The organism is Teredinibacter sp. KSP-S5-2, from assembly GCF_032773895.1.
Lineage (GTDB): Bacteria > Pseudomonadota > Gammaproteobacteria > Pseudomonadales > Cellvibrionaceae.
In genome coordinates this window covers 4,989,706-5,003,634 of the sequence record NZ_CP120416.1, presented here as the reverse complement: position 1 = coordinate 5,003,634, position 13,929 = coordinate 4,989,706, and the positions used below count along the sequence as shown (strand labels likewise).

Annotated in this window: 16 protein-coding genes; 5 read left to right on the top strand and 11 right to left on the bottom strand. The window is 43.2% G+C overall.

Features of this window, described 5'->3' with window-relative positions; all coding sequences use genetic code 11:
* Positions 1-47: 47 nt before the first annotated feature.
* The 5 genes from P5V12_RS21625 (at position 48) to P5V12_RS21830 (ending at position 5,550) form a co-directional block, all read left to right on the top strand.
* Entirely contained in the window at positions 48-944 is an 897-nt protein-coding gene (locus P5V12_RS21625) for a DUF6279 family lipoprotein (RefSeq protein ID WP_316955162.1), read from the top strand.
* A gap of 216 nt (positions 945-1,160) precedes the next feature.
* A complete protein-coding gene (gene leuS, locus P5V12_RS21620) occupies positions 1,161-3,764 on the top strand; it encodes a leucine--tRNA ligase (protein ID WP_316955161.1) in 2,604 nt (867 codons plus the stop codon).
* A gap of 14 nt (positions 3,765-3,778) precedes the next feature.
* The gene (lptE, locus tag P5V12_RS21615; RefSeq protein WP_316955160.1) at positions 3,779-4,294 is read left to right on the top strand and encodes an LPS assembly lipoprotein LptE; all 516 of its coding nucleotides are present in this window, start codon (positions 3,779-3,781) and stop codon (positions 4,292-4,294) included.
* A gap of 9 nt (positions 4,295-4,303) precedes the next feature.
* Complete coding sequence (holA, locus tag P5V12_RS21610; protein ID WP_316955159.1) at positions 4,304-5,359, top strand: DNA polymerase III subunit delta; 1,056 nt, start codon at positions 4,304-4,306, stop codon at positions 5,357-5,359.
* Between the two features lie 68 nt (positions 5,360-5,427).
* Positions 5,428-5,550, top strand: coding sequence for a helix-turn-helix domain-containing protein (locus tag P5V12_RS21830; RefSeq protein WP_410483312.1), 123 nt, complete (start codon positions 5,428-5,430; stop codon positions 5,548-5,550).
* 31 nt (positions 5,551-5,581) lie between these two features.
* Here the strand turns inward: P5V12_RS21830 and P5V12_RS21605 are convergent, their stop codons facing one another.
* The 11 genes from P5V12_RS21605 to P5V12_RS21555 form a co-directional block, all read right to left on the bottom strand.
* Entirely contained in the window at positions 5,582-6,700 is a 1,119-nt protein-coding gene (locus P5V12_RS21605; protein ID WP_316955158.1) for a heavy metal-binding domain-containing protein, read from the bottom strand.
* A gap of 118 nt (positions 6,701-6,818) precedes the next feature.
* A complete protein-coding gene (locus P5V12_RS21600; protein ID WP_316955157.1) occupies positions 6,819-7,316 on the bottom strand; it encodes a hypothetical protein in 498 nt (165 codons plus the stop codon).
* A 72-nt stretch (positions 7,317-7,388) separates the two neighbouring features.
* Complete coding sequence (locus P5V12_RS21595) at positions 7,389-7,973, bottom strand: hypothetical protein (RefSeq protein WP_316955156.1); 585 nt, start codon at positions 7,971-7,973, stop codon at positions 7,389-7,391.
* Positions 7,974-8,265: 292 nt separating this feature from the next.
* Entirely contained in the window at positions 8,266-8,598 is a 333-nt protein-coding gene (locus P5V12_RS21590) for a hypothetical protein (protein ID WP_316955155.1), read from the bottom strand.
* Between the two features lie 255 nt (positions 8,599-8,853).
* The gene (locus P5V12_RS21585) at positions 8,854-9,444 is read right to left on the bottom strand and encodes an energy transducer TonB (RefSeq protein WP_316955154.1); all 591 of its coding nucleotides are present in this window, start codon (positions 9,442-9,444) and stop codon (positions 8,854-8,856) included.
* A 149-nt stretch (positions 9,445-9,593) separates the two neighbouring features.
* Positions 9,594-10,193, bottom strand: coding sequence for a macro domain-containing protein (locus tag P5V12_RS21580; RefSeq protein ID WP_316955153.1), 600 nt, complete (start codon positions 10,191-10,193; stop codon positions 9,594-9,596).
* 93 nt (positions 10,194-10,286) lie between these two features.
* A complete protein-coding gene (locus P5V12_RS21575; protein WP_316955152.1) occupies positions 10,287-10,679 on the bottom strand; it encodes an energy transducer TonB in 393 nt (130 codons plus the stop codon).
* A gap of 447 nt (positions 10,680-11,126) precedes the next feature.
* Positions 11,127-12,107 carry a M28 family peptidase gene (locus P5V12_RS21570; RefSeq protein ID WP_316955151.1) on the bottom strand — a complete coding sequence of 327 codons (981 nt, stop codon included), beginning with the start codon at positions 12,105-12,107 and terminating at the stop codon, positions 11,127-11,129.
* A 62-nt stretch (positions 12,108-12,169) separates the two neighbouring features.
* Complete coding sequence (locus tag P5V12_RS21565) at positions 12,170-12,694, bottom strand: hypothetical protein (protein WP_316955150.1); 525 nt, start codon at positions 12,692-12,694, stop codon at positions 12,170-12,172.
* Positions 12,695-12,709: 15 nt separating this feature from the next.
* Positions 12,710-13,195, bottom strand: coding sequence for a hypothetical protein (locus P5V12_RS21560; RefSeq protein ID WP_316955149.1), 486 nt, complete (start codon positions 13,193-13,195; stop codon positions 12,710-12,712).
* A gap of 254 nt (positions 13,196-13,449) precedes the next feature.
* A complete protein-coding gene (locus P5V12_RS21555; protein ID WP_316955148.1) occupies positions 13,450-13,794 on the bottom strand; it encodes a hypothetical protein in 345 nt (114 codons plus the stop codon).
* Positions 13,795-13,929: the final 135 nt, after the last annotated feature.

Below are 13,929 nucleotides of genomic sequence, written 5' to 3'. Positions count from 1 at the left end.
ATAATGCCGGCCAGTTCATTTTCCGACAACGATACCTATTGCACCGAATGAAAATTTCGTCATCAATACTCAAGCGCACATTCCTGGCCTGCTTTTGCCTTTTACTGCTCACAAGCTGTAAAACCAAAATTGCCTATTCTTTTCTCGATTTCATTATTCACTGGCAAATCGACAACTATGTGACCCTAGACGCTAAGCAAAAAGAGAAGGCCAAAGGCATTGTCGACGATTTTCATCAATGGCACCGTGCAACACAACTTCCCCGTTACGCAAACTACGTTGAAGGCCTCAAAGTACGCCTAACTAAAGAAGCCGTGACCGGACAATCCATTCACTGGGAAACGGATCAGATACAGGATCTGCTCGACACGTCTGCTCACAGGCTAATACCCGAAGCTGCGGCAATCATGACCACCTTTTCCGACCAACAGGTCGCCGAGGTCATTGCTGAAATGGCCAAGGAACGGGAAAAATACGCCAAGAAACATGTGAATGTTTCCCTGGACAAAGTCTATAAAGAACGCATAAAAGAACTGGAAAAGAACACCCAAAGGCTCTTCGGCTCATTCACCAAAGAACAGAAACAATGGGTCAACGAGTGGGTAACCCAGCTGAAGCCCTACGAAGAACTCACCTTAAAGCAGCAGGAAACATGGGCACAAAACCTGAAAGCGGCCTTCGACGATCGAGCCAATCAGGAAAAAATGGAAAACACCCTATTGGAACTGCTTTTCTACCGAACGGATTATTGGGATCAGGAGTTACAAGACCGACTGGATTACAATCAGGTTCTGACCTATGACCTGATGGCCAAAATCCTGAACAATCTGACACCCAAGCAAAAGCACAAAATGGACAAAGAACTGGATCAATATGTGTCTGATTTCAACGAACTGGCCCGTGCTGCAAAAACCGAAAAAGTCCGCTTAAGTCGCTCACACTGAGAACCCCAAAGACGCCAACGTCCCAGATACCGACAAAAACCCAATACCCGTCAAGCACCGCCCGGTGCTTGCGCTATATTTCCTGCCACACTCCCCCTATAATGTGTGCCCTTTCAGGTACAGATTTCAGGCAAAATACGCCTCAAATCAGGCCAATGCTCAAAAACCAAACACAGTTCATTCTACTTAGACATTAACGCAGGTTATACGCCCCCCATGAACGACAGTTACAGCCCCTCCGCAATTGAACCAAGAGTTCAGAAGTTTTGGGAAGACAACACAAGCTTCGAAGTCACCGAAGATACCAGCAAAGAAAAATTCTATTGCCTGGCCATGTTCCCCTATCCCAGCGGTCGTTTACATATGGGGCATGTGCGTAACTACACCATCACCGATGTGATCGCCCGCTTCCAGCGCATGCAGGGCAAAAACGTTCTTCATCCAATGGGATGGGATGCCTTCGGTCTACCGGCGGAAAATGCGGCCATCAAAAACAACACCGCGCCCGCAGCCTGGACCTACAGCAACACCGACTACATGCGTAAACAGTTGAAAGAACTGGGCTTTGGTTTCGACTGGTCGCGAGAAGTCACCACCTGTAAACCGGATTACTACCGTTGGGAGCAATGGTTCTTTACCCGTTTGTATGAAAAAGGCCTCGCCTACAAAAAAGTTTCTGCTGTTAACTGGTGCCCCAACGACCAGACCGTACTTGCCAACGAGCAAGTGGTGGATGGTTGTTGCTGGCGCTGTGACACCGCAGTAGAACGTAAAGAAATCCCGCAGTGGTTTATTAAAATCACCGACTACGCCGAAGAACTGCTCAACGACCTGGATAAACTGCCCAACTGGCCAGAACAGGTTCGCACCATGCAACGCAACTGGATCGGCAAAAGCCGTGGTGTGGAAATGCGTTTCGACCTTCTGGAAGAAATTGCCGGCGTCACCAGCTTTGATGTGTACACCACCCGCCCCGATACTTTAATGGGTGTGACTTATGTTTCCCTTGCTGCCGAACACCCTATCAGCAAGGCATTAGCAGAAAACAATGCTGAACTGGCGGCATTTATTCAGGAATGTAAAACCCAGTCCGTTGCTGAAGCCGACATGGCCAATATGGAAAAGAAAGGCATGGACACCGGCCTCAAAGCCCTGCACCCCATTACCGGTGAAGAAGTGGCCGTATGGGTGGGTAACTATGTCTTGATGGATTACGGCTCCGGTGCCGTGATGGCGGTGCCCGCTCACGACCAGCGTGACTGGGAATTTGCCAAGAAATATGGCCTGGAGATCAAACAGGTTATCGCACCGGCAAACGATGAAGAAATCGACCTGGAAAAAGAAGCCTTTGTTGAAAAAGGCATTCTGGTTAACTCAGGTGAATACGACGACCTAGACTTCGATTCCGCCTTCGAAGCCATTTCCCAAACCCTGATCGCCGCCAAAAAAGGCCAGGTCACCACCAATTATCGACTTCGAGACTGGGGCGTTTCCCGCCAACGATACTGGGGCACACCGATCCCGATTTTCAACCTGCCCGACGGTGGTGAAATTCCCGTTCCAGCGGATCGTCTACCCGTATTACTGCCAGAAGACGTAGTCATGGACGGTGTTCAATCGCCCATTAAAGCCGATAAAGAGTGGTGCAAAGACGAACTGGACGGCCAGGCGGTAGAACACGAAACCGATACCTTCGACACCTTTATGGAGTCCTCCTGGTACTACGCGCGCTACACCAGCCCCAACGCAGAAACTATGATCGACCCGGACAAAGCCAATTACTGGTTACCGGTCGACCAATATGTTGGGGGAATTGAGCACGCGATTCTTCACCTGCTTTACGCACGTTTCTTCCACAAATTAATGCGCGACGAAGGCTTAGTGGAATGCCCAGAGCCCTTTGAACGCCTGCTTTGCCAAGGCATGGTACTGGCAGATAGCTTCTACCAAATCAAAAAAGAAGGCGACAAAGAAATCAAAGAGTGGATTGCACTCAGCGATGTGGAAATCACCAAAGACGATAAAGGTCGATTTCAATCCGCAGTTCACAAAGAAACACGAGAAGCGGTTGAGCATGGAGGCATGATAAAAATGTCCAAATCCAAGCTCAATACCGTCGACCCGGAAGATTTGGTCAGCCAATACGGTGCCGACACCGTGCGCTTATTTTCCATGTTCGCCGCACCACCGGAGCAATCACTGGAATGGACAGAAAGCGGCGTAGACGGCGCCTCACGCTTTTTGAAAAAACTGTGGAAAGCCGTCACCAGCCATATTGCTGCGGGTACGCCTGGCGAACTTAACGCCGATGAACTCAGCGATAAACAAAAAGCCGTTCGCCGTAAAACCCATGAAACCATTAAGAAAGTCTCCGACGACTATGGCCGCAGACAAACCTTCAACACCGCAATCGCGGCCACAATGGAACTGCTCAATGAAGTGGGCAAACGTGCTGACCGAGGCACACCTTTAGGCTTGGCGGTGGAACGTGAAGCACTGCAAGCCAGCGTGCTGCTACTTGCTCCGATTGTTCCGCATATATGTCACGAGCTTTGGCATAAACTGGGCAACAGCGACAGTATTCTCGATGCTGGCTGGCCAAGTTACGATGAAGCCGCTCTGGTCAGAGACAACATTAATATTGCGGTTCAAGTAAACGGAAAAGTACGCGCTCAATTGGAAGTACCGGCAGACGCAGACAAAGAAACCCTGGAAAAACTGGCACTCGGCAACGAAAACGTGCACAAGTTTATTGAGGACAAAATGATTCGCAAAGTGATTGTGGTTCCGGGCAAACTGGTCAACGTTGTTGCCAACTAATGTAGAGTAAATACATGAAATCGATTCGCCGCACCTTTTTATTGCTGTTCACCACCCTGGCTTGCATAAGCTGCGGGTGGCAATTGCGTGGTACCGAAGCAAATGGCACACAGGCTGTGCAAATCGATTCCATTTATGTTCATTACTCCCGTCAGTCCAGTGAACTGCGCCCCTACTTGAACGAAGTGCTCAAGCTTAGAAATATCGCACAAACAAAAGACTCGCCAGTTCAGCTCTATATTGCCACCGAACAATTGAGCAAACGTTCGATGGCGATGAACGAAACCGGCATCACCATTCAATATCAACTTATCCTGCAAGTGGATTTCGGTTACACCTTCCAACAAGCAGACGGCAGCGTGACCAAGCAAGAACAGCAAACGCTTTATTCTCGCCGAGCCTACGATTTCGATCCACAACAAATCATGGCGGAAAATCAGGAGCAAGCCGCACTGCTAGAGGAAATGCGCAAGGAAATTGCTCGACAGATTCTTGCCCGTATTAAAATGCCTAAAGGTTCTGACGAGTAATTCGGCACAATGGCCAGACTGCGCATAGAGCAACTCGAAAACGCACTCAGCAAACGTATTGCACCGATTTATGTTGTCAGTGGTGATGAACCGCTACTGATTCAGGAAGCCTGCGATTTAATTCGACAGCAAGCCCACCAGGCCGGTTATGACGAGCGGGAGCTTTACCATACCGACGCCGGCTTTACCTGGGAAACGCTGCTGCAAAGTGCCAACAGCATGTCCCTGTTTTCCGAAAAAAAAATTATTGAAGTACGCGTCATTAATGGCAAGCTCGGAGACGCCGGGGCAAAAGCCATTATCGAATACTGCTCCAGACCGAGCGACGATAATTTACTGCTATTGGTGTTTCCCAAACTCGATAAAAAAACCCAAAACAGTAAGTGGCACAAAGCTCTGGATTCCGTGGCGGATATTCTACAAGTCTGGCCAGTAGCAGCTCACCAACTGCCACGCTGGATCGAACAACGCCTGAAGCAAGCAGGCCTGACGGCCGAACCACAAGCCATCGAAATACTGTGCGCAAAAGTAGAAGGCAATTTACTTGCCGCTGTGCAAGAAGTGGAAAAGCTTAAACTCATCGCAGACAGTAACCACCTGGATGCGCAGACCATGAGCAACGCGGTAATGGACTCCGCCAGATACGACGTGTTTAATTTAACTAATAAAGCACTGAGTGGTGACAGCCGCGCCGCCGTAGCCAACCTGCACGGCTTAAAAGCCGAAGGCACCGAGGCGCCGATTGTGCTCTGGGCATTGACGCGGGAAATACGCACACTGGCCACCATTAAAGAAGCCCTGCAACTGGGGCAAAGCTTTGATCAAGTTGCACAGCGCAACGGTGTTTGGGATAACCGCAAAACATTAGTTAAACAAGCGCTGCATCGGTTAGACCTGAAAATCCTGCATCAACTGATTCGCAAATGTTTATTGGCAGACAAATCCATTAAAGGTATCGCCAACGAAGACACCTGGAACCTGCTGCTGGAAATCACCATAAACCTGGCGGGTACCCAGGCACTTTCCCCAAAATCCAACCGCCTGGCTTTGCAGAGCGGTAATTAATTCCTCACAGTAAATCGCACCAGAGCCGGCATAAACTCCTTCTCAACACCCTATGGCATAGCAGCGTTATGACAACTGAACGCAGCGTGGACAGATGTGTAAACACCCTAAGAAAGAAAATTGAAGACAATAGCCGCGAACCGAAACATATCATCTCGGTTCGGGATATCGGCTATCGGTTTGAAACCTAAGCACGGGAAAACATCCCATATAATTCATGTGTTAATCGGAGACATGAACGATTCCTTTATGAACTTTCTTGTCATAAAGTAAGTTGGCTGCGGCACGGCTCATTTTCCGATATTCATGTCCCACACCTTTCACTTTATAGAAATGCCATGCAAACGGAACATTCATCTTTTTTGCCTGGGGTTTAGCTTCGCGATAGAAAAATTCCCCACGAGCCAACCGCCCCAAACCTTGCTTATCTAAAATTGGCGTGTGCAGCATAGTTCCGCGTGTTTCTTGGTCGTTATCCTCTTCACCAACAAGCAGGATCAGGTTGGTAGCAAATACGTCCTTCAACATCGCCTCTTCTAAATTGGTTTCACTTAAGCCTAAAGGGTAATCATATTGAAAATTCGATAACGTATAGGTACCCGCATTAGAGGCAACAATGCGCTTGGCTTTTGAATCAGGCCGAAAGATCGCCATCCGATGTAGAATCTGTCCGCCAGCGGAGTGACCAAAAATATCGTAAGTCTGTTGCTTTGACCCTACAGCTTGCACAACTTGATCAAAAATAGAATCGAAGTCATTGAATATCCAAGTATTCGTCTGCGTTAACTTGCCTTTTATAATGTCTTTATCATCTAATCGGTATTTATTTACCCTGCCTTCGGATTTATTCACCGTGTAGTTGGTAAATTCGATCTTATCCAATATCCCACCCAAATGATAAGCGGCATAATCGTAATGCTGTTTATCATAGGCTGGCGAAAGCACTAATACATTATATTTCTCTGACGCTTCAACCCAAGTATCCCGATAATCCCACGCGTTTCGCCCGGCACCCGGAATAACCAATAATATTTTTGAGCTGGAATCAAATTTTTCTGGCTTATGATAAAAAACGGAAATTACTGTACCTTTGACAGTTTTAACATTGAAATTACCGGACCCCGGATGCAAATCGATTGAAGTGTCATTCGGCTCATTTAACTCAATCAAATCCATACCACATACGGGGCATTGTCCGTCATGAGAATATGTTTTAGCGGTAAAGATGTCCTTTACGTGATAACAGGGAGGACAGACGTATTGTTGGTACGGAAACACATTATTGTCTGCAAGACTGAAACCACTTAAAAACAAGAAAGTAACAAAGATAATTTTTTTCATTAACAATTCCATGTATACCAATCCTTCTAGGGGCCTATCATTAGTTAATTTTGTACAGAAATAGACACATCAGTGCCTTTTATAATCTGATTTCGACATACGCAATAATCTAACGCCGTCAAATTAAAGAAAGATATTCATTAAACTTATCATTCCAGGGAACAATCACTCTATCATTTTCCTCCCGACTTTTAAGGCTGAGTTCAATAATAGAATGACCAAGATAGCGTTTGAGCTGGTAATTTAATACCGACGACCAAGGAATATATCTTTTGATACGTCGTTTGCGCAGAACAATTCCGCTTTCATCAGCATAGACACTGCAGTGTGCATACTGACCATTAAAAGGAACAAAACCCATAATTTCAGATTCATGGAGCTTTAAAGAATAATCGCCCCCAAACTCTTCACCAATCCGTTCCAGGTATTTAATGAACTGAGAATTGAGAGAATACCGTTTAACTTTTACAACCACAACTAGCATAAGAATAAAAACTAATACGCCAAACAATACGTTCTCACTCACGTAATATACCAGATAACCTATGGCAAAATTTGGCAACAATTTAACCATCATTTTAATCAGGTTTTTTTCGTTAGGCCATTGAACCAGCATAAAACTCACACACCAAACAATATTTTAAAATTAAACATTATATTAATATATCAATCTTTCATCCTTAAAAATTCAGTTTAATGAGACTCCCTCCCTTGAATGCTTAGTTAAACTGTTTAATGAATCCTCTCCGAACTCTTTTGCTTGTTTGTATTTTGCATTCCAATAATCTGCGGCTTTTGGATTATACCCTTCCCATGTCGAATCCGAGTATATTTCATATAACGATGAGACAGCCCATATATCATGACTATCCGCAGATTTAAGAAAGGCCTTTTCAGCTTCTTTCAATTTACCCTCTCCACGATATAAGGCGCCTAACCTGGAACAAGGTTCAATATAGCTTTCGCACAACTCAGCCAAGGCTTTCTCAGCGTAGAGCTTATCTCTGGGAATAATCAACCCTTCACTTTTGTAAACGGCAAGTTTGTAATAGGCGATATCATCGCCATTGGCTCTTAAGTTTTCCAGCATATCAATTCCTTCGTCAACCCGGCCTAGCACCAACAAGGCCTCACCAACCTCATGAGAAACGGAGCCTCCCTCGACTAAGGCTTGCAGCTCCGATCTATGCTTCTCCAACTTTTTATTTAACGCGTAAGATGGATCATGTTTATCACAACCATAAAGTAGGACCACGATTACTATAAATAGCATTTTTCTCATAAGCACCTACTTTACCTCAACCTAAATTTAGGTTCTCTATTGCACTATCCTCGGCCAGGATATTCGCTCGCTTTTTTCTATTCCGACGGCCAACAAGAAGCGTTATCGGTGTAAAATGTAAAACGATAAACACCAGCAAAACAAACTAAAAAATAATATAAAAACAACAACTAAAACTTCTCATATTGTAAACTGTCATCTAGAAAATGAGCCACAGCCCAGGTAAAGCGTATGGAGATGAAGCCGCATACCTAGGTAAGAATAACTAAACATGTATAACAGCTTAATGCATGACCCAAACACTATTTGCAAAGCCATATACACATGTATTTGATTCACACTTTTCATAAATAACGTCGATTCTTAGAATTTCATCCGCTATAGAGTGCCAATGAATTTCAAATCCAGTTTCTACGAAACCGATTTCTTTCAAAATGGCAACTTTATCTGGTTCATCTGGGTATTTATTAGTGCGAGATATTTTTGCCCGCCCATACTTATAATTATTCTGCTTTTTGAATGCGCTAATAATGGCGTATTCCTTCTCACTTACCGTTTCAATAATTGAGGTGCAGCCTGAAACGATAAGCAACAGGATAAAAGTCAATCTATTCATACCCCTCGCACTCGATAAAAACATATTTATGATATCCGCCACTCTAACCCATTCACCTGAAAAAAATGAAAAATCAGCCTCTAAAATAGACCACCCAATCATGTTGACTATATTACGCTACATAATTTTCAGGTTTTATATCCTCTTGCGATCCGCCATTTTTACCACATTGATTCTATGAAAAAATGTACAAAGCATTGCACAAAATCCAACAACATCCAACAGGCAAATTCGCAAACCCGACTGGGCACTCACTTATTCTGCTACCCAGCTAAATTTAAACTTCCTTTTTTTGGATATCATTTTTTCACCATAGAAAGTAGCCGGTTCATATCGCGTCTTTTCCAATGCTTCAATAGAAGGTTTAATGAGTATCTTTTTATCTGCCGCAAGTACCTCGATATTTATTGGTTTACCTAGCTTATCAACTTGAAACTCTATAGTTACGTTACCATCAAACTTTCGAAATTTTGCCCACCAAGGCAACTTGAGACGGGGCACAGACTTTTGCTTTGAATCTTTCCAAGCTAAATACTGTCTATCTGCCAACCAAGGTTCAAGACGCTCTCTACCGCACACGAGGATAGATTTTTCAAGCTCTTCAACCTCCTCAATGGGGACTACCTCAATCATTGATTCACAAACCAGGTCGATCGCTTTTCGACTTGGCTTTAATAATCCGTGATTCAGTAATAAGGCATACCCGGAGTATGCCGATTGCACCTCTCCTGATTCTGCCTTATTTTCAAACTCCGCAATAAAGAAAGAGTACATATCTTCCCAATCCGGCTCTGAATAGCCCATGGGGGAAAGCATCACTATCAATACTAAACCAATAAATTTCACGATTTAATGCCTAATACCGGGTGCTTTCTCTCGCGATATAAGAATGAAGACATTGAGCATTTTGTCACACCTAACACCCGATAATTTTTGATACACATTCTTGTTCCAACATAAATCAGAAGAAACAAAAAATTCACTAGTGCGACCTATTACTTATTTTCTACATTTAGAAGCTGCATATGATTATTTACGGCCGCAGCCAAACCGCCTTGTTTAAGCATTTGACCGCCTAACACTGTTCTATATGCCATATACATTTGCTTTGCACATATTTCGGCTGGCATTTTTCCCTCACCAGTTGCAAGCCCGGGACACAAAACAGTTTCTATTTTTCGGCTGCTCTTCATATTATGCGTAAGACACGCCTGTATAATTCCTTTAAATGCCAAGTATGCATTAACAGTATCTGAAACATTTGATGGAACCCGCATGGTTGGTGCGCTTACTAAAAAAGGCACCCTTTCTATACCCGTTTCGATAATAATCGCATTACCAACTGGAATCTCCCCAAAATACTTTTCCTCCAACACAGACCTCAATTTTGACTCCAGATCCCAACCAAAGTGTTTACTATATTTCAGGTCAAGCCCCCCATCCATGTAACCAAAGCTATTCGCAGGACTAACTATAGCATCGCCATCTTCCTTTAAAATATCTCCATCAATTATTTCGAAATCGTCGAGATTTCCGAAATATTTTTTCCATGCATAAAACAGGTCCAAATTGAAAGCTACAAGCTTAAATTTCAAAAGCATCTCCTTATAAACACAAAATTTTGTACAAGAAGGAATTAACCAGAGACTTAGCCCCCAACCACTCAAGGCGAAAAATATGTAATATTGTTACACATTATCTGCAAGTTCGTACCGAAACTTATGCTCATTTTCACACGGAGCTGCAATTGGCTTATATTTCCAATTACTTACAGTTGGCACAACATTAATTTCAAGAAAGCCTTCCATCGATTGATTAACCTTTCTCGTTGGACGATTATCAGATTCAATAATAAGTACGTTCTTAACAGTTCCATCAGTTAGAACGGTAAACTTAACTTTGACATAACCTTCGACGAAAACATGAACGTAACTCGTCCCAGGGAGTATGTGTTTTACCTGCTCATAAGTCGGATATTTAGGCTGTGGCGTATAAACCTCTTCCAGACCAGAGCATGCGTCCACCTCACCGTAACAAGGAAGCCCCAAAAGCATTATGAATATTGCAATTATTCTGGTCATAAAAACACATAATTTCTGGTTTACAAGCAAGCCTTACAGTAGCAAGCCCGTTTGCGGCCTAGCTATCACGTTTTAATTTTTAGCTTGCGTTAAACCACCACACCAAACAAAGTGGTAACGAGACAAACCAACCAATAAATGCCCCATCCCTTACCTGACGAAATGTACCACGCTTTCCAATTCCCACTGATAGTATCTGGCTTAACAACCATATGGCCAATGCAACAAACCAATATCCGCCAGATGAGACGTAAAACAATGTAATAAGACATGCAAACGAGATTACAGCATAGGCTAAAGTAATAGACGCTATTTTTTGGTTGGAACACCGTATTTTTTATGTCCTCCTTTGTCGCCAATGCGCGTAAAGACCAGGACAAACCAAAAGAATGGAACCTAAGATATATTCCATAAGAACTTAATCCCTCGACAACGAAGCGGAACAAGCTATGTTTTGCCATTGATCTCCTGGACATACTTGAACACACCAAACACCACCTTCGCCATTAATTTATAGTTAAGTCGATCATAGGTGTCATGCTCAGTATGATATGCCTTATTCCTGTAAAATGACGTATCAGTTACCATGACCGCCGGGTAACCGAAATGCCAGTAGTTTCTGTGATCGGAAAAGTCGATACCAACAATATTAATAGGTGCATTGATAGAATAAGCAGGCAGATCTGTATATTTATTTATCGATGATTTTAACCCCACGGCATCATTCGTTTTGAATTTATCCACTATCGCAATAAAATTGCCTTGATTTGGATATACTAAACTCAACAAGGATATTGGGAAGTCTTGTGAATCAGGTTTATCACTGAAGTACCCAATCATTTCAAGTGAGATCATGATCCGGACTTTCTTACCTTCCAAAGAAGATGCATGTACAAAACTTCCCATATTTTCGCTAGCAAAATATGGGGGCTCTTCCAATGTATAAGCGACAAGTAAGACTTGTTGTTTAAGCTCAACGGTATTCAAGAGCCTACCTAACTCTATCAGGCCCGCAACGCCACTCGCATTATCGTCAGCGCCGGGCAACTCCGAATATGCATCGTAGTGAGCCCCAACTATCGTAACTTCTTCTGTCTCAGGACCAAAGCTTGCTATTACGTTTCTGTAGCGTCTATCGCCTACGTTATATTCTTGATAAGTCACATTTTTTGTAGTTTCGGATAATTTATTTTTTATATATTCTGATGCGCTGTTTAGGTCCTCTAGATTTGAACTATTTCTAGGTACGAAGGTGGTACTCAAATGCAACACATGTTCTTTGAGTTTTTCGAGATCGATAAATTCTTCAGTTTTATCATCGACACTGAATACATAAGTTGGGCGAGAAATAAGTAGAACAATACCTATAGAGCAAACACTTAAGGTTGCAATGACATACAAACTAATCTTTATCATTCTTGATAACATTGTCCATACCTTCTACAAACAAAACACCTAAAAAGTACACGCACTTTGGCGCGTCGATTTTCTTATACTCTTACATTATGCCTTCTTGTTTCGTTAAATTCCCTTAGCGTAGCGCGATACTTTTGGTCACCAATGGAGAATGAAAATTCATGCTCTGTACCAGCAGGTATTTTTAACCAAACAGAACTTTTAGCTTTAACAGCGATGGATGTTTGCACGCTGCACTCAATAGAGTATTCACCAGAACACAACTCAATATCTCCCAAATCACTAAGCGAAACAGGCATAGTATTATCTTCGTTTTTTAGCTCAACGACCCTTGCACGACCAATATCGTAGGACAAACGAGAAAGTCTATCTGACTGTGGAATTACCGGTACAATAATACCGATGTATTCTGAACGCATTTTATAAGGCGATGAACACACTACGACTGAGACACTTTGATTGGAGGTGAAGCACCAGATATTATTGAAGTCATCGCAATCCATTGATGAGTATTCGACGAGTTCAAAATGATAGTTTCTAGCTGAAACCGTGCAGCCTGAAACAATTATGAGCACTGCAAGAAGTAAAATATTTTTCATAGGCATGTAAGGCCTTTACTTCCTTTTCCCCCCAGGCTTTTCAACACGGCCCCTTATCCAAACCTGATTTAAATAGCTGCCTTTTGGAATTAGCACAGGATTCAGAGTATATTCTCGCTTGTCTTTTGGATCCAGGAATCTCTCTTTCTCCAAGAGAATTTCCAAAACCCTGATGCCGGTCTGTTTAAACATAGGCTCGATACATGCAGCATGTACCATGCCTTCTAAATCCGTTCGAAAACCCTGCCAATCTTCTCCATATTCAGACCAAGAACCTGGATTCTTTACTTTTTTTGCCAAACAACTCTGAACTGCTTTATTAGTACTCCAAATCGACACCATCCATTCTCCACTTGGAACTTCAGTTTCCAGATAAGAGCCTATTTCAGAAAGACTTATTTCGCAGCGTGGACCACAGTTCGAAATGGAAACTAGCTCTCCAAATGTTTGGCTAGAAGCAAATATCAGTGTACAGAAAACCATCTTCGAAACTATATTCATTTGCTGACCTAACATCGTACGATAAATCTGGTGACTGAACGAGTTCAGTAGCACGTAGAGCTTCAGTTTTGCCTAACCTTGCATGATAAACGGTCCGATTGATCTTTTGTAACATGACCGAATAAACATCCGAACTTAGCCGCAATTTAGATATTCCTCATTCACATCTAGAACTCGACTCCGTAGTTGGCTAAAGTAGAAACGAAACTGGAGCTTTTTCCTGCCCCGCCGCAGTCGCTTGTTATGCTTTTGTCTCATCTTCTGAGATCCACTCGTTTTGCTAAATTTATGTCAATAATTTCTTCTAGAGGCCCAATGTTAACCTGACCATTATTTTCAATGATTCTTTTAACACCATAATGAGAGATTACTGCTTGTATTACCCTATTGGTAATAAGTATTTGTTCTACAGCCCTATGCCAACCATCACCAATCTGTTCCAACTTGCTGTGATAGCCAACACTACCAACATACCTTGAATTTTCGTTTTCTACCGGCCAAATTACAACCGATATCCAACCGTCATTACCAGTAGCTCGCCATCGAAACTCCGAGTCATCTACAACGATCTTTCTACTACCTTTTTTATTTATTGCCATAGTTAAATTCGTTAACAAACATAGCACCTGATTCAGAAAGAAGACTGTCGGTTGCTATATCTTCAATTTGTTTCCACCCCCAACCAACAACATGATCATTATCTAGCGTAATCCATAATCGGTATCTATTCCCCC

Bases quoted from the DNA above. Each gene is read 5' to 3' on its own strand.
- P5V12_RS21625 (WP_316955162.1), top strand. From the start codon at position 48: ATGAAAATTTCGTCATCAATACTCAAGCGCACATTCCTGGCCTGCTTT.
- leuS (WP_316955161.1), top strand. From the start codon at position 1,161: ATGAACGACAGTTACAGCCCCTCCGCAATTGAACCAAGAGTTCAGAAG.
- lptE (WP_316955160.1), top strand. From the start codon at position 3,779: ATGAAATCGATTCGCCGCACCTTTTTATTGCTGTTCACCACCCTGGCT.
- holA (WP_316955159.1), top strand. From the start codon at position 4,304: ATGGCCAGACTGCGCATAGAGCAACTCGAAAACGCACTCAGCAAACGT.
- P5V12_RS21830 (WP_410483312.1), top strand. From the start codon at position 5,428: ATGACAACTGAACGCAGCGTGGACAGATGTGTAAACACCCTAAGAAAG.
- P5V12_RS21605 (WP_316955158.1), bottom strand. From the start codon at position 6,700: ATGAAAAAAATTATCTTTGTTACTTTCTTGTTTTTAAGTGGTTTCAGT.
- P5V12_RS21600 (WP_316955157.1), bottom strand. From the start codon at position 7,316: ATGCTGGTTCAATGGCCTAACGAAAAAAACCTGATTAAAATGATGGTT.
- P5V12_RS21595 (WP_316955156.1), bottom strand. From the start codon at position 7,973: ATGCTATTTATAGTAATCGTGGTCCTACTTTATGGTTGTGATAAACAT.
- P5V12_RS21590 (WP_316955155.1), bottom strand. From the start codon at position 8,598: ATGAATAGATTGACTTTTATCCTGTTGCTTATCGTTTCAGGCTGCACC.
- P5V12_RS21575 (WP_316955152.1), bottom strand. From the start codon at position 10,679: ATGACCAGAATAATTGCAATATTCATAATGCTTTTGGGGCTTCCTTGT.
- P5V12_RS21570 (WP_316955151.1), bottom strand. From the start codon at position 12,107: ATGTTATCAAGAATGATAAAGATTAGTTTGTATGTCATTGCAACCTTA.
- P5V12_RS21565 (WP_316955150.1), bottom strand. From the start codon at position 12,694: ATGAAAAATATTTTACTTCTTGCAGTGCTCATAATTGTTTCAGGCTGC.
- P5V12_RS21560 (WP_316955149.1), bottom strand. From the start codon at position 13,195: ATGAATATAGTTTCGAAGATGGTTTTCTGTACACTGATATTTGCTTCT.
- P5V12_RS21555 (WP_316955148.1), bottom strand. From the start codon at position 13,794: ATGGCAATAAATAAAAAAGGTAGTAGAAAGATCGTTGTAGATGACTCG.